At 43.2% G+C, this 21,246-nt stretch carries 18 protein-coding genes; 6 read left to right on the forward strand and 12 right to left on the reverse strand.

The window, feature by feature from the left end; all coding sequences use genetic code 11:
- Nucleotides 1-410: 410 nt before the first annotated feature.
- The 4 genes from HWQ58_RS28175 (at nucleotide 411) to HWQ58_RS28190 (ending at nucleotide 3,736) form a co-directional block, all read left to right on the forward strand.
- Nucleotides 411-1,883 carry an energy transducer TonB gene (locus tag HWQ58_RS28175; RefSeq protein WP_292870370.1) on the forward strand — a complete coding sequence of 491 codons (1,473 nt, stop codon included), beginning with the start codon at nucleotides 411-413 and terminating at the stop codon, nucleotides 1,881-1,883.
- 337 nt (nucleotides 1,884-2,220) lie between these two features.
- Nucleotides 2,221-3,186 (forward strand): aldo/keto reductase, encoded by a 966-nt coding sequence (locus tag HWQ58_RS28180; protein ID WP_292870372.1) that lies wholly within the window; start codon nucleotides 2,221-2,223, stop codon nucleotides 3,184-3,186.
- Nucleotides 3,187-3,348: 162 nt separating this feature from the next.
- Entirely contained in the window at nucleotides 3,349-3,546 is a 198-nt protein-coding gene (locus HWQ58_RS28185; protein WP_292870374.1) for a hypothetical protein, read from the forward strand.
- Nucleotides 3,527-3,736, forward strand: coding sequence for a hypothetical protein (locus HWQ58_RS28190; RefSeq protein ID WP_292870376.1), 210 nt, complete (start codon nucleotides 3,527-3,529; stop codon nucleotides 3,734-3,736). The genes HWQ58_RS28185 and HWQ58_RS28190 overlap by 20 nt, the downstream gene beginning before the upstream one ends.
- A gap of 176 nt (nucleotides 3,737-3,912) precedes the next feature.
- Here the strand turns inward: HWQ58_RS28190 and HWQ58_RS28195 are convergent, their stop codons facing one another.
- The 7 genes from HWQ58_RS28195 to purC all read right to left on the reverse strand — a co-directional run bounded on the left by HWQ58_RS28195 (nucleotide 3,913) and on the right by purC (nucleotide 12,897).
- On the reverse strand, nucleotides 3,913-5,178 hold the full coding sequence (locus tag HWQ58_RS28195; protein ID WP_292870378.1) for a DNA cytosine methyltransferase: 1,266 nt from the start codon (nucleotides 5,176-5,178) through the stop codon (nucleotides 3,913-3,915).
- On the reverse strand, nucleotides 5,168-6,349 hold the full coding sequence (gene lpxB / locus HWQ58_RS28200) for a lipid-A-disaccharide synthase (RefSeq protein WP_292870380.1): 1,182 nt from the start codon (nucleotides 6,347-6,349) through the stop codon (nucleotides 5,168-5,170). Before lpxB ends, HWQ58_RS28195 begins: the two co-directional genes overlap by 11 nt.
- A gap of 206 nt (nucleotides 6,350-6,555) precedes the next feature.
- A complete protein-coding gene (gene lpxA / locus HWQ58_RS28205; protein WP_292870383.1) occupies nucleotides 6,556-7,374 on the reverse strand; it encodes an acyl-ACP--UDP-N-acetylglucosamine O-acyltransferase in 819 nt (272 codons plus the stop codon).
- A 313-nt stretch (nucleotides 7,375-7,687) separates the two neighbouring features.
- Entirely contained in the window at nucleotides 7,688-8,218 is a 531-nt protein-coding gene (fabZ, locus tag HWQ58_RS28210) for a 3-hydroxyacyl-ACP dehydratase FabZ (protein WP_292870385.1), read from the reverse strand.
- 74 nt (nucleotides 8,219-8,292) lie between these two features.
- Nucleotides 8,293-9,153, reverse strand: a complete 861-nt coding sequence (lpxC, locus tag HWQ58_RS28215) for a UDP-3-O-acyl-N-acetylglucosamine deacetylase (protein ID WP_292870388.1) — start codon at nucleotides 9,151-9,153, stop codon at nucleotides 8,293-8,295.
- A 203-nt stretch (nucleotides 9,154-9,356) separates the two neighbouring features.
- Complete coding sequence (locus HWQ58_RS28220; RefSeq protein ID WP_292870390.1) at nucleotides 9,357-11,984, reverse strand: BamA/TamA family outer membrane protein; 2,628 nt, start codon at nucleotides 11,982-11,984, stop codon at nucleotides 9,357-9,359.
- A 175-nt stretch (nucleotides 11,985-12,159) separates the two neighbouring features.
- Nucleotides 12,160-12,897 carry a phosphoribosylaminoimidazolesuccinocarboxamide synthase gene (gene purC / locus HWQ58_RS28225; RefSeq protein ID WP_292870393.1) on the reverse strand — a complete coding sequence of 246 codons (738 nt, stop codon included), beginning with the start codon at nucleotides 12,895-12,897 and terminating at the stop codon, nucleotides 12,160-12,162.
- A gap of 641 nt (nucleotides 12,898-13,538) precedes the next feature.
- Here purC and HWQ58_RS28230 point away from each other — a divergent pair.
- Nucleotides 13,539-13,814: a hypothetical protein gene (locus tag HWQ58_RS28230; protein WP_292870396.1), complete on the forward strand. Its 276-nt coding sequence runs from the start codon at nucleotides 13,539-13,541 to the stop codon at nucleotides 13,812-13,814.
- A gap of 89 nt (nucleotides 13,815-13,903) precedes the next feature.
- On the opposite strand, the gene HWQ58_RS28235 is transcribed toward HWQ58_RS28230, so the two are convergent.
- The 5 genes from HWQ58_RS28235 to HWQ58_RS28250 form a co-directional block, all read right to left on the reverse strand.
- The gene (locus HWQ58_RS28235; RefSeq protein WP_292870399.1) at nucleotides 13,904-16,504 is read right to left on the reverse strand and encodes an adenylate/guanylate cyclase domain-containing protein; all 2,601 of its coding nucleotides are present in this window, start codon (nucleotides 16,502-16,504) and stop codon (nucleotides 13,904-13,906) included.
- A gap of 162 nt (nucleotides 16,505-16,666) precedes the next feature.
- The gene (locus HWQ58_RS28240) at nucleotides 16,667-17,797 is read right to left on the reverse strand and encodes a glycosyltransferase family 1 protein (RefSeq protein WP_292870402.1); all 1,131 of its coding nucleotides are present in this window, start codon (nucleotides 17,795-17,797) and stop codon (nucleotides 16,667-16,669) included.
- Nucleotides 17,798-17,849: 52 nt separating this feature from the next.
- Complete coding sequence (locus HWQ58_RS38585) at nucleotides 17,850-18,002, reverse strand: DUF4291 family protein (RefSeq protein WP_366838788.1); 153 nt, start codon at nucleotides 18,000-18,002, stop codon at nucleotides 17,850-17,852.
- Between the two features lie 29 nt (nucleotides 18,003-18,031).
- Nucleotides 18,032-19,186 (reverse strand): NAD-dependent epimerase/dehydratase family protein, encoded by a 1,155-nt coding sequence (locus tag HWQ58_RS28245; protein ID WP_292870405.1) that lies wholly within the window; start codon nucleotides 19,184-19,186, stop codon nucleotides 18,032-18,034.
- Nucleotides 19,187-19,479: 293 nt separating this feature from the next.
- Complete coding sequence (locus HWQ58_RS28250; protein WP_292870408.1) at nucleotides 19,480-19,998, reverse strand: hypothetical protein; 519 nt, start codon at nucleotides 19,996-19,998, stop codon at nucleotides 19,480-19,482.
- A gap of 851 nt (nucleotides 19,999-20,849) precedes the next feature.
- Between HWQ58_RS28250 and HWQ58_RS28255 the strand changes: the two genes are divergently transcribed.
- The gene (locus tag HWQ58_RS28255; protein ID WP_292870411.1) at nucleotides 20,850-21,203 is read left to right on the forward strand and encodes a hypothetical protein; all 354 of its coding nucleotides are present in this window, start codon (nucleotides 20,850-20,852) and stop codon (nucleotides 21,201-21,203) included.
- Nucleotides 21,204-21,246: the final 43 nt, after the last annotated feature.

The raw sequence follows: 21,246 nt of genomic DNA on the forward strand, positions 1-21,246 counted from the left end.
CAGTGCGTAGCTTGCCGCCGTGGCATCGCTTGACCGTCCGGATCAAAATAAAACCCTATAAAGACCAAAACATTAACTGCCATTCTTCAGGAAGAGGAAGATTTGGATGTTACTGAATGTCCCGAAATCGGCACAGTTGACCATTTCGGCTCGATCGAGTTGAAAAAAGATATTATTCAATATCTCGTTTGTTTTGCTTGAATCAGATACGATATCCTCTAAATTAGAAGACAGTAAATAGACTGTTGAGGCTGTTATCTATCACGCAAAAGCACAATAACATGGCTTTTTCTCATGAATTTCAGCGCTATCGGAGCGTGGTCCCCCTCGATATCCTCCCAGGTCTAGTTAGTTCCATCCTTTTACACTCTATTTTACTGATGGGGAGCAAATATTGGTTCACAGCTTTTATGCCTGAGCCTAAGCAAGAGATTCCAATTGAGGTAGTTGAAGTTTATCCCAATGAAACACACATACCCCAAAAAACCTCATTCCGTGCTACTAAAAATTCAATTGCAGGTGGTAAAGCTTTACCGAAAAAACCTGTTTCTGCGGTGAACTCAGCTAATTCAGATGCACATAAAGCCTCTAGCAAGAGTCCTTTGGACTCAACAACCTTATCTTCAGCAGAAGTATTCCGGCCAGAACAAAGGGAGCAGAAAGCGGAATCACCAAATTTATCTCCTCAACAACCCAAAGTTGAGCCAACTGCGATCGCAAGACCAACAATACCATTAGCAGCTAAACCACAACCAACAGCAATCGCAAGACCAACTATACCACCAGCACCCAAAGTTGAGCCAACTGCGATCGCAAAAGCAACTATACCACCAGTACCCAAAGTTGAGCCAACTGCGATCGCAAGACCAACTATACCACCAGCAGCCAAACCACAACCAACAGCGATCGCAAAAGCAACTATACCACCAGCAGCTAAACCACAACCAACAGCGATCGCAAGACCAACAATACCACTAGCAGCCAAACCACAACCAACAGCGATCACAAGACCAACAATACCACTAGCAGCCAAACCACAACCAACAGCGATTGCAAGACCAACAATACCACTAGCAGCCAAACCACAATCAACTGCGATCGCAAGACCAACAATACCATTAGTAGCTAAACCACAATCAACTGCGATCGCAAGACCAACAATACCATTAGTAGCTAAACCACAATCAACTGCGATCGCAAGACCAACAATACCATTAGTAGCTAAACCACAATCAACTGCGATCGCAAAAGCAACTATACCATCAGCACCCAAACCTAAAAAAATAGCAGTAGCACCTAATACTACACCATCGTCAGCCCTACCCCGAAAAACAGCGCTTGCACCTGCTATTAAATCACCAGTACCCAATCCTAAGAACTTAAGTCAGTCGGGAAGACTCCTAAGTAGGCGAACACCTATAGCTCAGTCATCTCTGAAAACAGGTGCAGCAAGCTTGCTGGGTGGTACTCAAAGTGTATCTAGTCGGAATTTTAGCGGTAATTATCTGGCAGCCTTACCTAATTCCAACCGAGATAATCAAGCTCCTTCTGGTATTGATGCCAGCAGTCAAGATATAGCTATCACCTATTACTTAAACCAACTACAGCAACAAGTCAAGCAGCAGTGGCTACCAGAAGTAACCGAGTCTTCCCGGCGAACAGTACTTAACTTCACTATTAACCGTTTTGGGCAACTAAGCAATCTCCAGTTCGCACAAACCTCTGGATTCAGCGTCACTGATCAAGCGGCACTCAAAGCTATACAGCGATCTGCACCCTTTGCACCTTTGCCTACAGGATATACCAGTAACCACATCAATATTCAATTTACATTTGATATCAATGTCTATGGGCAGCTAAATTTATCGGGGGACGGTGGCTAACAACAGGTAAGCAATTAATTCAATTATGTATTATACCGACTTAACCTTAACGTTAAATAGCGACCTGAATCGAAATTTTTAGTTTCAAACAGGCTATTATTTGGGCATTAATTTGAGCAGATTTAAGCAAAGACAGAAGGAGAGTAGCAATACTCTCCTAACTTAATATGAGTGAAAATTTACTTTCTTAATAATTAAAGCAGACTTGAGTTCAGGTAATGAAAGAGCATGTCGTTCATGAGTAAGGCATCAATCGCTTTACCTGCCGCGCTTTCTCAGATTAATTTTCCCTAGCTAAGATATTAGAATAAAAGTAATTTTGCACCCAAAGCCAATCATGACAGAAGCAAAGACGCGGCGTAATTTCCTAATTACCAGCATTGCTGTGACAGGAGGTATTGTGGCAACTAATACCTTACAGCAAAATACTATCAACACCGCAACACCGCCAGCAACTATACCAGAACGGTTACTCGGACGCACGGAAGTAAAACTCCCTATCTTCGGGTTAGGAGGAGCAGGACAAACACCGCTATCCTGGGAAGGAAAAGAGAGTGATGCTACGGCAATTATTCAAAGAGCGCTGGAACTTGGCATTCGCTACTTTGATACAGCACCTAGTTATGGGCCGAGTGAAGATTATTTAGGCAAAGTGCTACCACCTCATCGCTCAAAGCTGTTTCTAGCAAGCAAGACCGATAAAAGAGATCGGGATAGTGCATGGCGAGAATTGGAGCGATCGCTTAAACGTCTGAATACAGATTATCTCGATTTATGGCAGTTGCATCACGTCTCTTTTTCCGAAGAACTCGACACTATCTTTAGTCCATCTGGTGCAATTAAAGCTTTAGAAGAAGCCATACAACAAAAATTGGTGCGCTTTGCTGGTATTACCGGACATCACGACCCTCAAGTAATTGCCGAAGGGTTGCGTCGCTATCCTTTCCACACTACACTGATTCCTGTGAATGCTGCCGACAAACACCACCCACATCCATTTATTCCGGTAGTTTTACCAGTTGCTCGAGAAAAAAATGTCGGTGTGATTGCGATGAAAGTCCCGGCTTATGGTCGGCTGTTTAAATCAGGTGGGTTGACAGGTATGGAGGAAGCTTTAGGTTACACACTGTCTCAGCCTGGAGTTCATTGTTGTGTGATTGCAGCAGAGACTATTGCACAATTAGAGAATAATGTCAAGATAGCGCGGGCTTTTGTACCCCTGAAGGAGCAAGAATTGACAGCGATCGCACTGGCAGCTGCTAATATCTGGGAAGATAGTACATTCTTCCGTGCTTGGACTTAGTACAGCTCACCATAAAAAATGCCCAAATAAAGCCGCAAACCATCAAATCAAGCCAAATTGTATGGTGGACATTGCCCAACTTCATGTTAAGTGACTGGATCGGTTTAAATCAGCATCCCTTTTACGGTATGGTTTTACTCGCTATCATGTAGATACAATTGTATGCCTACCGCACAACAGGCTCTTGCCTGCGTCAGAGTCTGCCACATGCTCTCAAATGGGTATCAACCTATCCATGTATTTCAGTACAATCAAAACACCAACACCGTGTTTATCCTTGCTGGTGTGACTGAGGGACTAGAGATTCTAATTTTTTCCGATGGTCAATGGGGGTTTAACGATGACGAAGCCCAACTTTAGTAAAATGTCCCGACAAGAACTTAGAGCATATATTTTAGCTCATCGTGAAGATGATGAAGCGATTGAGGCATTGATCAAACGGAGAAGTCCTAATAATCCAACATATCCATTTCCTGAGACTAACGAGGATTTGAGAAAAATGGAAGAGATACTCAAGAAAAAACTGGGTAGTAGTGGAGAGGCTGTCTAATCAGTTGAAAGGTTTGACGATGAGTTCAGATAGTGAAATCTTGCAGATATTTAGGACTCATATTTGATTTTTGAAAAAACTCAGTACACCTTTATTCCTTCTTCCCAGTTCCCAGTCCCCAGTCCCCGGTCTTTACGAGTAATTCAGGAATCAAATCGGATTGCTATTACAACTTACTAATCACACTGGTAATATTGTGCCGCTTGCGACATATTAAATTGTAGTAGCTTCTCCTCTGGCAACTTGTATCCCCAACTCGACTTAAAAGGCGAAATATTCAAACTGCGAATAATTTCTGACGCTACAGCCTTTGCTAGTAACGGTGGTACAGAGTTACCAACTTGTCGAAATCCGTGCCATTTGGTTACATGAAATCTAAACCAATCGGGGTAAGAATGCAATCTCGCCGCTTCTCTGACGGTAATACAGCGCGGCGTAGATGGATGAATCGGTCTAGGAGATGTGAAAGAGCCCCTATACTTATCTGTTCCGGCTCTTAAAGTATTACAGACACCACCAGGATGTAGCTTATAAAAACGACTAATTTTTTCTCTCTCGCCTTGTTGAGTCTCCTGAAAACGCTTAACAGTTTCCGCAGAATGTTTGGTTCTTAAACTTGAAGAAAGTATTCGCAAATCATATTCTCGTTTGTAAGAATAATCATCATTTAAGCATTTGATACCGCGAAGTACAAGAGCATAGTTACTAGGCTTTTCGTAGTCTGCAATAACCCAATCTCTTGTTAGTAACTCTGGATATTTTTCTATTTCAGGTAAATCTCCAATTGCATCCCATACTGTAGGACTCAATGGAATATCAGATATTTTTTGAGAATTTAAATTATTTAGTAACGCTTGTTTAGTAATCGGCTGAGGATATTTCGGTAACTCTATATCCTCCCTTGCACCTATGAGAAATAATCTCTCACGAGACTGTGGTACTCCGTAATTTGCAGCGTTGAGAATTTGGTAATTTTCTTCTACTTTATAGCCAGATATTTTAAATTCACTAATTAAGATTTGGAGGATTTGTTTATGTTCGCCAACTGTAATCCCCCGGACATTTTCCATCACAAAGAATTTTGGTTTTAGCTCAAAAACCAGCCGATGAAAGTGAAACACCAAAGAGTTTCGGGGATCGTTAACAGCCCGTTTACCAATTAGGGAAAATCCTTGACATGGTGAGCCACAGATTACCACATCAATTTGACGATCGCCAATCTCAGACCGATTCCTAATTTCTTCCCCGGTTGTATCCACAACGCTTTTACATAACACTGAGCAATAAGGGAAGTTAAACTCATGTGTTGCACAGTGGATCGGGTCGATTTCTACAGATGCCAGCACATCAAAACCAGCTTGCTCAAAGCCAAGAGTCATACCGCCCGCACCAGCGAATAAGTCAACTGCGATCGCTCTTTGTTTTTTCATCTCATAAGCCATGACACCTCAAGATATTTGGTCGCATTTGCAAAATTTCTTGAGCAGCGCGATCGCAAACTCCAACTTCTCCTAAACTTTGCCGCATTTCTTCATAATCTAGCAAAGTTTGCTCTCTGCGGCTGGGATTGAGTAGCAGTTCCATTGCTGCTTGGATAATATTCTCTGGTGTGGCTTGCTCTTGTAAAAATTCTGGCACAATCGCCTTCATCACTACTAAATTGGGTGGCGATGCAAAGGTTATAGAACCTTTGAGGATTTTCCGAGCTATCCAAGCAGTCAGACGACTAAGGCGGTAAATTACAACTTGCGGCACATTCAACAGGGCGAGTTCTAGATTGACAGTACCAGATTTGCTAATAGCTAAATCAGCTGCGGCAAAAACTTCCATTTGTTGACCTGATATAACTGTCGCCCGCAAACCATAACGCTCAATAGCCTTTTCAATTGGCTGTCTATAGACTTCCAGCGACAGGGGAATCCAGAAACGAACTTCAGGTAATTTAGCTTGAATAGTTTGGGCCGCTTGAAAAATAATTGGTAAAAGATATTTTAGTTCTTGGTGGCGAGAGGCGGGGAGGAGTGCGATCGCAATTTCTTCTGGTGCAATCCCCAGTGTTGCACGAGCTGCTTCCCTTGTAGGAGCATCTTGCATTCGGTCAACCAAAGGATGTCCTACCCAACTAACTTTTGCGCCTTTTTCGCGAAAGTAACGAGCTTCTTGTGGGAAGATTGCCAACAGCTTATCTGTAAAACCAACAATCCGCTTAGTTCTACGCAAACTTATTGACCAAGCCCACTCTTGGGGAGCAATGTAATACACCACAGGCACATCTGGTAGATGCTGTTTCATATAAGTCCCAATTTCCAGATTGGGAGTCATATAATCGATCAATACTACTAAATCCGGTGGATTTTGTTTTAGGGAAGCGATCGCCCGTCGTTGCACCTGGAGAGTCGGTAAAACATAAGGCAGCCCTTCTTGAATACCCACTGAGCCAATACTACTGGTATTACCCAGCAGAGTTGCCCCAGCCTCTACCATTTTCTCGCCACCCAGCGCTACAATCTCTAATTCCAACCCAATCGCCACAGCTTGACGCTTCAGCGCTGAAATTAGCAGCGACCCTTGTAAATCGCCAGATACTTCGCCAGTGCTGATAAATATCCGCATTTGATAATTGGTAATTAGTAAAAATGAGGAGTTAGGAGTTAAAAATTCAATTTATCAACTCATAACTCATAAATTATGATGTCTGGAAAATTAACCACAATTCCTCATAATCTCACCCCGCCAGTGGCGCTCTTGCTCCCCTCCTCGCTTGCGGGGAGGGGTTGGGGTGTTGTGGGTAATTCGACAGACATGATATATCTTACATCTCACGATTCATCACTTGCGCCCTTTTTCCCTTTACTAGGAATCAAGCCACGTCTTCCAGGCATCTGAGAAAGTAGAAGGAAGCGTCGCAGATGCTGCAATTCTTCGCTATCTCCTAACAATTCTAACTGTTCCAAAGCATCCTTAAAAGGCAAATCAGAACGATAGAGAATGCGGAAGGCTTTTTTCAGCATAAGCAAATCTGCTGAGTCCATACCAGACCGTTTGAGTCCCACAAGATTGAGGGTTCGCACCCGCGCTGGATTTCCCTCCACCAGCATATATGGGGCCACATCCCGGTCAATACGTGCCATACCTCCTACCATTGCTTGTCTACCAATATGCACAAATTGATGGACACCTAAAACCCCACTTAGCCTAGCGCGTGACTCTATATGGACATGACCAGCCAACGCCACAGAGTTAGCAATCACTACTTGGTCTTCAATGACGCAGTTATGAGCCACATGGACATAAGCCATCAAAAGATTACCGTCGCCAATTATCGTCGCTTCACCAGCACCGGTAGCGCGGTTAATGGTAACGTACTCACGAATCAAGTTGTTATCACCAATTTTGACCCAGGTTGGTTCTCCTACAAACTTCAGATCCTGGGGTTCCATGCCGATGGCTGCACCTGTAAAAATCTGATTTTGCGCCCCAATTTCACAAGGCCCTTCTAGCACTGCATGAGCACCGATTATTGTTTCAGGGCCCACTTTGACATGCGCTCCAATCACAGCATAGGCACCGACTTGCACTGTATGGTGGAGTTCCGATTTCGGATGAATTACAGCAGTTGGATGAATTAGCGTTTTCAAGGGTGAATCTCCAGAACTGTCTTAATAATCCAGCGCCAGGCGGGGTTTTTGAGGCAGCGCGTTACTCTGGTTAAGAGAGTTGTACCGACTACCGCCCCATTGAGGCGACTGGCGTTGTTGAGTGTGAAATATTTCAGTGAACGAAAGTGTCGGGCAAAGCAAGTTAAGTGTGTTTGTGAGTGCGTCTCGTAGAGAGGGCGGCGAAAATCAAGAAATTATCAGATGCTATTGTGGATATCTTTCTAACTGTCATCCTGTTTCAGGATTCAGCAAGGGCATTTCACGGCTATACCCATACCACGAAAGCAAACTTTTAGCTAACTAAAGAAAACATTAATTCTCCTTCACAAGCAAGTTGACCATCAACTTCGGCACGACCTTGCATCTTACCGAAACGACGTTGTTTTACCCATAACAGTTCCACCGTCATTACTAGTTGATCCCCCGGCACGACCTGGCGACGAAAGCGGACTTTATCGATACCAGCAAAGACGAAGAGTCCGCCTTCTACCGAAGACATTTGAGTTAGGACAATGCCGCCAACTTGTGCCATTGCTTCAACAATTAGCACCCCTGGCATCAGTGGACGTTCAGGGAAATGTCCTTGAAAATGAGGTTCGTTGATAGTGACATTTTTAACCCCAACAGCTTTTTCACCTGGTACATAGTCAATTATTTTGTCTACAAGTAAAAATGGGTAGCGGTGGGGTAGCAATTTCTGAATTTCTTCAGATGTGAAAGTTGTTTTAATCTCAGAACTGATTGTAATTTCATTTATCGCCTGTGATTCAGTAGATGTAGGTGTAGTCGTATCGATGGTATTCACTTCAGTGAGGATTGACATTGGCCGTGTAGTTGATTTTTTATCTAAAAGTTGAGTAGGCAGGCGTATATCCAAAGCCTTGATAATCCTAGATTTTAGGCTTTAGTTCTAATCCGATAATCTAAAATTCTTTGAGCCAGCTGAATGTGTAAATTATGACTAGCTTTATACGCTAAAAAATGAGCGCGAGGAAAATTTCCTAGTAAACTCAAATCTCCTACTAAATCCAAGATTTTATGACGGACTGGCTCATTTGCAAATCTCAACGGTGGATTTAGCCAGCCTTCTGGGCCACAAACGAGTGCATTATCCAAACTGCCACCTTTAATTAATCCTGTTTTTTGTAAGTGTTCAATTTGATGCAGTAATCCAAAAGTACGAGCAGGAGCAATTTCTGCAGCAAAGCTAGCAGAAGTTTTTCCTAGTTCAGCAGTTAGTGACCAACTATACCATTGATTGCCAATGGCAGGCAGGTCAAAATCAATACCGTAACTAAAGCGGGTTTCTGCTGCTGGGAGGGCACATACAAAGGCATCACCTTGATAGACCCATAAGGGTTCTGTAATAGCCAAGGGAACTTGGTTGTTAACGAGTTGTGAGACTAAGCCAACTTGGGCAATATTAGCTGTCCACACACTTGCCGAACCATCTAAAAGTGGGACTTCTGGGCCATCAATTTCAATTCGGGCATTATCCACGCCCATACTTGAAAGTGCTGCTAACAAATGCTCTACCGTCCGAACACATACCTCACCCTTACCCAACTGAGTTGAGAGAACAGTGTGACTAACTGCTGCAACTTGGGCTGGAATAATCGGCAAATCCGGTAAATCCACCCGCACAAAGTAGCGTCCACTTCCCGCTTCGGCTGGTAATATCCGCACCTGGGTATTCACACCGCTATGCAGTCCCACCCCTGTTTGGGTGATTTGGGCTGCTAGAGTGTGCTGTTGCATAGTCGAAAAGTTAATATATTTCCTTTAGTATTGTTCATCGTCTATTTTGGTAAAATCCCTGATATTCCCCGAAAAATCTCATTAATCCCTTTATCGGAACAGTATTGAGGTAAATGTAAAAATTAGCAAGCTCATTAGGAAAGAGAATTGTCATTAGTCCTTTGTAATTCACTAATGACCAATGACTAATGACTAATGACAAATTAAAATCTTTCGCCAATACCGAAATTAATCCGGCTATCACCATCATCGTTGATACCGTAATCAATCCGAATTGGCCCTAGTGGAGACTGGACGCGAACGCCAAGACCATAACCATAGCCACTGCCATTTTTGTTCAACACTTCAGCAGCCCTAGTACTAGTTCCCAGGTCACTGCCGAGATCAAAAAATAGTGCGCCACTGACTACTGAAAAAACTGGAAACCGATACTCAACTGATGCTTGCACATAAGAGCGTCCACTACCTAATGCTCCTTCTTCATAACCCCGGACGGAGTTGCTACCCCCAAGGGTAAAAGCTTCGTAGGGAGGCAAGTCACCGAGAATGGTTCCTGCTTGCAGGTTAAATGCTAAGGTTTGTGCCCCTTTGCTAAGGCTAATCAACTTTATGGGTAAATATTGGCTGTAGCTACCCCGGAATCTAGTGAGTAAAATGTTGCCTAGCCCCACAGGGACTGACTGATCGACTCCAAAGCGGAGATAAGAACCACTAGTGGGTTGCAGCGGGTTATTACGGAGATCGCGCTGTGCCCCCACTTGCAACAGTAGTAAATCGTCTTGACCGCCGCTAGAGAGAGTCAATGGAATTTCATCACTGATGCGGTTTCCATTATCATCATCAAATACCGCTCCTGTTTTTCTAAGATTACCATCAGCATCACGGGCGGAAACTCGTTGATACTGTAAACCCGCTGAGGCAGTCCAGACAGAAGTTTTATAAGGATTGGCAGACAAAGGACGGGTAAAGGTGACACCACCGCCTACACGGAGAATGCGGGGGCGATCCTGAGAATCTACATCGGTGGGATTATCTGGATTAAACGTCCTAATGTCTTCATCTTGACCATCAAAAATCAACGAAATAGAACTGCGACGGAAAATATTGGTTGTGTAGGAAGTCCGGTAAGGATCTCCTGCGATCCAGGGGTCGGTAAACCGCACGTCAAACAGCAGTTCCCGTTCTCCCACCTGTATTTCTGTCCCCAATTTTTGGTTCCTACCGTTCAGGTTTTGCTGTTGATAACTTACTGTTCCAAAAAGTCCGCTAGCAGAACTAATCCCTGCCCCAGCCGCAATAGAACCGCTGCTGCGTTCAGCCACATTCACTACTACATCCACCTTGCTGGGGTCGGTACCAGGATCAAGGGACACATTCACATCTTCAAACAGTCCCAGTCCATACACGCGCTGTAGGTCTTTTTGCACTGTGTTGCGATTGAATACTTGTCCTGGCTTCAACTCCACTTCTCGTGTAATGATGTAATCTTGTGTCCGTCCCCGAATTGGTTGTCCTTTTTCGTCTGTTTCTTGACCATCTTTGTTGCGGAACCGGACTCTAATGTTTTCTACTACCCCTTCTGCTACTTGTAAGGTAACAACTCCGCTTTCAGAGACTTGTGGCGCTCCAATCACGTTGGCTAGTACATAACCTTGGTCTTGATACCGCTTGTTTAACTGCTTGATGCCTTCTTGCAAGTCACGCAAATTGAGGATTTTGCCATACTGCTCCCGAAATACTTCATCCACAGTGTTAGCTGGTAGTACAGAAGGGACACCAGTGCCAGGATTGGCTTGCACTTCTACTTTGTTGAGGACGGGGTTAGGCTGCACAACAAAGCTCACCCGCACTCCCAAGGGGGTATCTTCTGGCGCTGCTTGGACGTTGGAGAAGAAGCCAGTACCAAAGATGGCGTTAATATCTTCTTGCAGTTGGCTGCGAGTTGTTGTTTGTCCTGGTTGGGTACGAATTACTCTGTAAACTTGGCTTTCCAATTCTGGTGATAGTTGCCCAGCCTGGGATCTAACTACTACTTCCGATACTAGTACGCGGGGGTCATTGGCTTCTGGGGCTGTGTTGGGTTGAGTATTGCCCGGAGTTGTGGGTGGATTAACATTCTGGGGACTGGGAGTAGCGCCTGGGAATGGAGTATTGCCCGGAGTTGTCGATGGATTAACATTCTGGGGACTGGGAGTAGCGCCTGGGAATGGAGTACTGCTCGGAGTTGTGGGTGGATTAACATTCTGGGGACTGGGAGTAGCGCCTGGGAATGGCGCAGGTGTTCTTTGTTGACTACCTGGGGGGGGAATATCTGGAGTAGCTGATGGTTCTGGAGTTATGGGTAATAAAGGTTCTGTTGTCGGTGGATTTACATTTTCTGGAACTGGAGTGGTCTCAGGAGTTGGGGAAGGCGTTGGTTGTTGAATTTCTGGCGGTGGAATGTCTGGGGCCGGAGACGGCTGTTGAGTAGGGTTGGGATTTATTAGGGGGGTTTGTGCAATTGTTGGCGTTGTGGAGGTTGGCACAATTACCTTTGGGGTCGCGTAGGCGTAGCCCGCCGCAGGCATCGCTGCTGGGTTGGCAGGGTAAATTGCAACGACGCGGGATTGGGGACGCTCTGCCTCTATAGTTGCTGTAGATTTAGGTTGAGATTCTAGACTTTTACTAGAGTTAAGCTGACCAGTGTCCTTTTTTGGCTGCTGATTTGTTTCTAGTGTCAAAACTTCTGTTGACTGTTTGGAATTGTTGGCGGTTTCTGCATTCGCACTCAATGAGCCACCCAAAGGGGCTGCAATTGCTACTGCTGCCAGCAATACGGGAGATAAACGCATTTTACTTATATTCCTCTTCACGACCACACACACACCATCACAAGGCAATAATGCCCTTATGCCCAAGGTAAAACTCAAAACATAATTTTTTTCTTTTGCTTTTTTACTTTACAAGGCAAAAGGCAAAAGGCAAAAGTTAAATATAATTCCTTCTCAGCTTTTGGTTTTTACCTGGTTAACTTATAGTTTCTACTGCGTTTAGCACTCTTTGTAAAACCTCCTGGTAGGCATCCTCTACATTTCCTAAGTCTCGGCGAAAGCGATCTTTGTCCATTACTCGCCGATTTGAGTCCTTTTCTGCGGTATCCCACAAACGGCAGGTGTCGGGGCTAATTTCATCTGCCAAGAGCAACTGCTGTTGTGAGTCCAAACCAAACTCTAGTTTGAAGTCTACTAGGGTAATGCCACACCGCTGCCAAAAGTTATTCAGAAATTCATTGATTTGCAATGCTAGATGTGTAATTGCGTCTACTTGTTCCGCAGTCGCTAGTTCTAGCAGGTACAAGCGATCGCGTGTCAACAAAGGATCTCCTAATTGATCGTTTTTGTAATAAAATTCAACCAAAGGCTGTTTCAAAATTTTACCCACTGGTAATCCTGTTTGCTGACACAGACTGCCAGCAGCAATATTTCTGATCACTACTTCTAAGGGTAAAATCTTTACAGCTCTCACCCGCATTTGATTCGGGGCTGGGCTATCGATAAAGTGAGTCTTTATACCATAAGCCTCCAACTGTTTAAAAAGCTGGCTAGAAATCCTACAATTAATTTTTCCTTTCTCTTCGATGTTGCCACGCTTTTGGGCGTTAAACGCCGTGGCATCGTCCTTAAAATCAGCCAACAAGACTTCTGGATCGTCCGTTGTATAAAGAATTTTCGCTTTGCCTTCGTATAACTTGGAATTAACAGACATGGTGGCAGGTAATGTTTTAGGCGATGGACAACAATTGTCCTTTGAGGCTTCACCATTTTATCTTTAGTTATTAACTATTGGCCATTGGTGATTATTTAAGAGGAAGCAAGGGCAGGGTAAAATAATTAATAACCAATACCCAGCCCCATTTTCTCTTCTCTATCGCTGCTTAATAGCCAGTTGCCAAATATTTATAACTAAATCTCTAACTTTTAACAGAAGACAATTGGCTTTTGTATCTAGTATCCTCACCTAAGTAGTTTTACTATCAGGATTTTAATTAGTTTTAAGAGAATAAGTTACTAAGACATACTGGTATGTGATAATAATTTGTACCTGAAAGGTTTCGACCGAAGCTAATTACAATTTGAACTTCATAAATTAAGATGAGATAAATTGATAACCGTGAGGAAAATAAAATGTTCTCTATAGTTACTTTAGCAGAAACTTTTTTTGTAATATTGACAACACAAAATATTTCAAGCTTTATCCTCTAGTCTCAAAATCTGAATCAACCAATTCTTGCATCAACAATTGGAAAAGGAGTTGGACAATCTGATTTACCCCAATCTGACAAAAAGAAAGATTAGGTTTGCTAGTGATTCAGCTTCAGAACCCCAAACACAAGGTGAATTGAATAAATGGACAAAAAAATAGTGAACAAGGATGATTTTCTCTACCCTCGCGGTCGCTACTACGGTCAGGTTAAGCCAGAAAACTTGGTTTTTAATGCAAATCTCCAGGAATTTGCTCAACGGGTAAGTTACATTTGCAACTTAGAAACAGGCGGAAAAGTGCCTCCAGGTGCAGCTTACGAACAAATAAAGGATCTGTGGAAACAGTTGAAACGCTCAAAAAAAGAGCTAGGAATTGGCGAAGATCCCTTTCAAGATGACCAGGGAGAGACTCAAGGTTGAATGGGGAATGGGGAATGGGGAATGGGGAATCGGGCATTGGGCATTGGGCATGGGGAATTGACCAATGACAAATGACCAATGACAAATGACTACTTAGTAAGCATTGTCCAGACACCATCCCAGGACTGTGGAGGCGGCGTTTGTTGGTAATTACGCGCACGCTCTAGGTGGATATCAACAGCTTGGTCTTGGGATTGGATAGATTTGGCGGCCTCGAAACAAGCGATCGCTTGTGAGAAGTTGCGCGATAAATAAGCAGTGCGTCCAGTATGATAGTGAAACAAAAACTCTTCGGTTTTAGCATCTAGGGGAGTAATGCGATCGCCAATTAACTCGTATATATTAACTGCCTGGTGTTTCCCTTTGACTCGGATTTTATCTAACTGGCGCACCCAAATGCGATCGCTGCACAATTGGTAAGTAAATTCACTTAAAAGAATATCACAACCGTAATCTTTAGTTACCGCTTCCAAGCGCGAACTTAAATTTACACCATCTCCAATGACGGTGTAATCCATCCGTTTGCGAGAACCAATATTACCCGAAACCACATCCCCAGAACTAATCCCAATGCCAATACGAATTTGCGGCTGCGCCTGGATAATTCGCCGTTGGTTAAATTCCTCTAAGCGGCGTCTCATATCTAAAGCTGACTGTACAGCCCTCCAAGCATGATTTTCTGTCAATGGTAGCGGCGCACCAAATACCGCCATTAAGGCATCACCAATAAATTTATCGAGAGTGCCTTCGTGGTTAAAAACCGCCTCCACCATCGTTTCAAAATACTGATTGAGCAGCAATACCACCTCAGCTGCACCGAGATTTTCTGTAAGTGTTGTGTAGCCCCGGATATCAGAAAATAATATAGTTACTTCCTTCCGTTCGCCTACCATTAAAGCATCTTCTCCTAGTGCCATAACTTGTTCAGCGACATGGGGCGTCAGGTAACGGGACATGGTAGTTTTCATCCGTTTTTCCTGAGTAATGTCTTCTAAGACCACCAAACCACCGCGTACACCGCCTTCTGGGTTAGTCAGGGGATTAACAGTAAGATTGATATTGCGCTCTAATGTTTGTACTTCATTAGAAGTGAGAAACTCAGATTGGGGAGTCAGGGGTTGATTCCAGGGAATAAAAATATCGGGGTTCGTGCGATCGCGCACTGCTAAAATTGAGTGCTGATTCCTAAGTCCTGTTAACGGTAGCGGAGCGTTTAGCCCGTCCTGATTTTCACTCAGCATCTGGTAAAGTCCCAGCATCAAACTTTGCTCTGGCACATAATGTTTAGCTCCAGTTTTTAGACTATCTTCTAGTCGCATTTGGAGATTTTCAATTGGCACAACTTCCCAAACTAGGCGACCAATCAAATTTTGTTCCCACAAAAGCTTGTTGTTCTTACTATTAGCGTCTCCTATCGGACAACCCAGCAACTCTAGGGCTGCATCATTAATCGTGACAATCTGTCCTGCCATATCTGTAGAAATCACAGCATCTGACAGACTTTGTAAAATATCTTTTTGATACTGTTTTTCTAACAGCACATTTTCAAACAGCCGAGCATTTTCTAAGGCAATTCCTGCCTGATTATTAAAAGCCCGCATAAACTCTTCATCAGAAGCAGTAAAACTGCTTTGTTGCTTATTAATTAATTGTGTAACGCCAATCAAGTCATTTGCAGAATTAAATACCGGTAAACATAAAATATTACCAGTTATATAACCAGTTTTTTTATCTGTAGTCGGGTCAAAGCGCGGGTCTTTATAAGCATCGGAAATATTTAAAGCTTCACCAGTGGAAGCGACATATCCAGCAATGCCACGGTTAGCAGGAATGCGAATTTCTATCAAGTTTGTGCCATCTGCTGCCATTGCAACTTTCGTCCAGAGTTCATTCAGCTCTTTACGATATAAAAATAATGTGCTGCGGTCTGCTTGCATTAAAATTCGAGCTTGTTCCATGACTATCTGCAAAGTTGCTTCTAAATCTAAACTTTGCCCCAGTGTCTGAGTTGCCCGCAACAAAGCCGTTGCGCCTCTTTGATTACGAGCCGCTACATAAAAAGATTGGCAGCTTTCTAGGATAATACCAATCGAAGCAGCAAAGTCTCGAAAACGTTCTTCATCATCATGATTAAACGGAACATTCCCAGTTTTATTAGCTAGTTGAACCACCGCTACAGTCTGGTTTTTGCTACTGATAACGGGCATACATAAAATATTATGGATTTTGTAGCCCATTTGTTTTTCAAGTTCTGGGCTAAATAAGGGATGAGTATAAGTTTCAGATATATTTAGATATTCACCTGTACTGGCAACATGACCGGGGATACCCACTGTAATGGGAGTACGAATTTCTAAGAATTTTTGAGTATTATCTTGAGGAACTTTTGACCACAGTTGACCTTTGTCATAATCAACTAAAAAAATGGCTGTATGTTCTGCTTGGAGAATTTGACCAATTTTGAGTGTGATAGCTTCTAATACTTTCTCCAACATAGTTTCTAGAGCTTCATTATTGATCAGTTCAATAGCTCTCAGAAATTGCTGGAACTCAGCAGTTATAAAGTCGAGTAAGCAAACAAATTCATTAACAGATAAGTCTTTGACGCGACGCAGTAGAGCGTGAGTACGATTAACTTGAGTTAGTTCAGTTAATGTAGCCAAGACGCTGCCAGGGTTGGGAAGTGTCATGGTAATTTTAGATTTTAGATTTTAGATTTTAGATTTTGGGCATGGGCGTTAGGAGTGCTGTACATGGATAGCGGGGCGTTTAGCCCGTGCTGAGTTAGGAGTTAAGAGTTAAGAGTTAGGAGTTTTGTTTATCTCCCTCATCTCCCTCATCTCCCTCATGCCCTATTTTGCCAATTGTTCAGAAAATATCACCTTTTGATAGTAATCTTGTAGCTGCTTAGTGGTAGCTGCCCAACCCCAACTTTCTGCTTCCTGGCGGGCATTTTGACGGATGATATCTCGTTGTTGTTTTTGTTCTAAGAGTCGAACAGTAGCAGCTAACGCTCCTTGAACATCTGCTGTTGGCTCAAAAAGATATCCATTTACCCCATCTGTCACAATATCAGGAATCCCCCCGGAACGGGCTGCTACCACGGGACAGCCAGCAGCCATCGCTTCTAGTAGTACTAAGCCTAGTGTTTCTGTACGGGAAGGAAAGATGAAGGCATCAGCACTCGCAAAGGCAGAACCTAACTCTTGCCCCATAAGATAGCCAACAAAATAAGTGTTTGTGCCAGCAAAGTGTTTTTGCAATGCTTGACGGTGGGGCCCATCCCCAACCAATGCTAACCGCGCTTCGGGAATGGCTTCTAAAATTGGTTTGATGCGCTCAATTTCTTTTTCAGCAGAAAGCCGTCCTACGTAAAGTAGCAATGGACTTTCTGGATGATTTTTTGATAGGCGCGATCGCATTTCTACACTAGCTAAATCGGGGTGAAATAATTCCGTATCCACCCCGCGCTGCCACAAATCTACACGTTCAATACCGTGTGCTGTCAGTTCCTCTATCATTGCTGTGGAGGTACACAGATTCAAAGCTGCTTGATTATGAGCGCTTTTGAGCAGTTCCCAAAGAAAACCTTCCAACATCCCCAAACCGTAATGCTGGAGATATTGGGGTAAATGGGTATGATAAGACGCGACCAAGGGGATTTTGAGGATTTTGCTATAAAATATGCCAGACAAACCCAAAACGGCTGGATTCACGACATGAATAATATCAGGCTTAAACTCTTCTAAGATGTAACCAATGGCTGGGCGGGGTAATGCCATTTTCAATTCTGGATACAATGGCAGAGGAAAGCCAGTAACGCCGTAAACTTTAGCGCCTTTGTGTTCTGTGATGCCTCCATCAGGGGCAATCACCAACACTTGATTCCCACTGCGCTGGAGATGGTCAACAGTATGGCGCAGGCGCGTTACAATGCCGTCAACCTTGGGTAAAAAGGTTTCGGTAAATAGGGCAATTCTCATAAAAAACTATTCAGTCCAGGCAGATAATCTCAGCTTTGCTTGCATTTCGGCATCAAACACAGAGTAAACTCTCTTTTGTGGTGTATATCAACTCTCCACAGTCAAAATCACTGTCGTAAACGGCAAATTTAGTAATAGCTGGACGATACGCCTGATAAATAATAACTATTTGGTCGTCATATTGTGCTAGAATACAACGACCAATTTTAGACCCACGATTTACTGGGGTTTACACTAATTTCTGTGCCAAGAGACTTTAGGCAGAATTTGTTTGTGATCGACTCGCGTCTGATACTTGATAGCAAAGTTTAACAGAGAATCGAGGAGAGAATCAGAGAGCAAGTGAGGCTGTAAACCTAAATCAAGCAATTTTGTATTTTTAGCGTTGAAGTAATGTTCTTCTTTTTCAACTCTGGGATTATCTAGGTGATTGATTTCTACGTTCAATCCGATAGCGTTACCAGCTTTTTTCACCATCAATGCCAAATCGCCGACGCTAAATTGTTCGGTAAATTGGTTAAACACGCGGAATTCGCCTGGTTGTGCAGGATTAGCGATCGCTAATTCCACACATCTTACTGTATCCCGAATATCTAAAAATCCGCGAGTTTGTCCACCTTTACCGTAGACAGTTAACGGATGTCCAATAGCTGCTTGAATACAAAAGCGGTTTAGTGCTGTACCAAACACACCATCGTAATCCAGCCGATTAATTAATAGTTCGTCCATCCCCGTCTCTTCGGTTAAGACGCCGTAAACTACACCTTGATTTAAATCCGTTGCCCGCAATCCCCAAATCCGGCAAGCAAAGTGGATGTTATGACTATCATGGACTTTGCTTAAATGGTACATTGAACCGGGTTGCTTAGGATAAGGTAGGGTATCCTTGCGTCCATTGTGTTCAATGGTGAGATACCCTTCTTCTATATCAATGTTGGGTGTACCGTATTCACCCATCGTTCCCAGCTTCACCAAATGACAGTCCGGGAAATCTTCCCGCATGGCGTACAGTAAGTTCAACGTACCAACTACATTATTGACCTGGGTGAGAACTGCGTGTTCTCGGTCAATCATGGAAAATGGAGCCGAACGCTGTTCGCCAAAATGCACTAGGGCATTTGGCTGAAATTGATGTAATGTTTTCTGAAGAAATTCGTAATTCGTAATATCGCCGATGAACAAGTCGATAGATTTACCCGTCAAATCTTGCCAGCGCTGGAGACGTTGTTGAATTAGTGCGATCGGAGTGAGAGTTTCGACACCAAGTTCATTATCCCAGTGCCGCCGCACCAAACTATCTAGAATTCCAACTTCATAACCTCGATTGGAAAGGTAAAGAGCAGTTGCCCAACCGCAATATCCATCACCACCAATAACCAGGACTTTCATCTTCACCAGTTTTTACTCGCTGATAGCTAAATCTATCAGGTTTCTGTCCCCTCTCAATCATCATTCTGGGAGAGATGTAGATTTTGGGGGAAGTGGGGAGTAGGGAGATGAGGGAGATGAGAGAGCAGGGGAAGCAGAGGAAGAAGAATTAATAACCAATGCCCCTCAAGAGTGCCCAGTCATGATGAGTGCTGTTAGCGGAAGCGGGGCGTTTAGCCCGTGCTGAGTTGGAAATCTCGCTTCTTTACTCAGGATTGGGAAAAGAGGAACTGTTTTGCCCAATGCCCCATCTTTCAAGACTTTGAAATGCGATACTGCTGGGCAATGTAATAAAACAAACGATAGTAATCTTGAAAATATTGGCTCTTGCTTCGTCCCTGCCAATAGTATTTAACTTGACTCTGAGTTAGTGTCAGTGTCATTGAACCTACTAATTGATCAACTTCTACAATCAGCACCCCAGATACTCCTTGAGCGGTCTGAAAGTTGGATTTTATCTTTTTCACGGATTCTCGATCGTTTAGTAGCTGATGACTTGCCCACCCGCGAATTTCCACTGAGTTATCCTGTGGTGAAATAAACGCAATTCCATCACCATTTTCTGATGCTGCTAATGAAGTCCAGTTACTCGGATATGGAAATTCAAAGCCATAACGAGAGTTGCTATAAGTTTTCCAGGCGATCGCTCCGGCGTTAAAATCATTTGCAGTACAACCCCACAGCATGATTAACAGGGCAATGACTCCGCTAACACTGGCGGCAAACCGATAAATTCTTCGCCCCAAACTAGAGATTTTATTAGCAGTAGCCATTTACATCACACATTTTGCCAAAGTTACTGATTTTATAGAAATACCAGAAACTCAGATCGATACCTTCACTAATTTATGAGTTATTCACGAATCGGGAAATGCACCAAAAGAGCACTCATTAAAAATTCAATAAATAATATTCAGGATATTTACCAAGCCCCGTTGGGGCGGGTGTGGGGGTGTGGGGTTGCATGGTGGTAGGGGATATCTAGCCCCAACCACCCGCATGAGTCTTTAGCCCTGCCTAAAAAGGGCAACCGTGAAGTCCTTTGGTCTCAATCCAAAGGACTTCACCTTACACCCCTAATGAATATTCTCTTTGGTAATATCGGTATAAAAAGCTTAGAAAAAGTGCTTTATCACACAAATATAGACAGTGTATCTCAGACAGATCGGCTAAATTTAGAGCTTTTTCACTTCCAAACAAACACATATTTGCAATTTCGGCCAAATCTCTCTGTAGTTTGCATCGGTAAGCCAAACGACTAAAATCCCCAGATATTGACATTTCTTGATATTTCTGGCTTACCAGATTTGGATGTGGTATCTCACATCCACGCGCAAATTTGAATAAATGGGGATGAATACCATATCACCGACTTGGTGACGTTCCAAAGAATTAAAAAGTAAGCCAAGTTAGACAATCGTTTATTGAGCGATCACTAATTCCCATCAAAAATTAATTCTGAGAGCTTTGTATTGAGCGATCAATCACTCAATAAACAGCATTTTATCCCCAATATGTAAATAAATGTAACAAAACTAGCGTTAAAACGTTTTACCGTCTTGACAACCAATAAAAGAACCGATAACTTGATATACATACCCGGGTAAGACCGTTAAAGAGTTATATGCAAACGCAAACTAAGCAAAAGGTCACTTTGTATTTATCGCCAGAGTTGCACAGGAAACTGAAAATTCGTTCAGCAGTTGATTCCGAGCCAATGTCAGAACTTGCCGAACGTGCCCTTGGTTTTTACCTATGCAATCAAGAATTGTTTGACGAGTTAGAAGATTCTTCTTATGGGCGGACTCATAGAGTTTATTCATGCCCAACTTGTGATAGCTCGCTAGTCTTACGTGATGGGGAACTGGTTACTTTAGGCAATCAACCAGGAGTAATTGGTCAAGAGCATCTTTCTCTGAATGAGATGGATGAAGATGAAACCAATCCCAAGGGTGAGGAAGAGTTAGTTCCTTGCTAACTAAATAGATATTCATGATTCGGTTGTCTTTACCAGAAGCAAT

Source organism: Nostoc sp. LPT (assembly GCF_017115165.1).
Taxonomy (GTDB): domain Bacteria; phylum Cyanobacteriota; class Cyanobacteriia; order Cyanobacteriales; family Nostocaceae; genus Nostoc.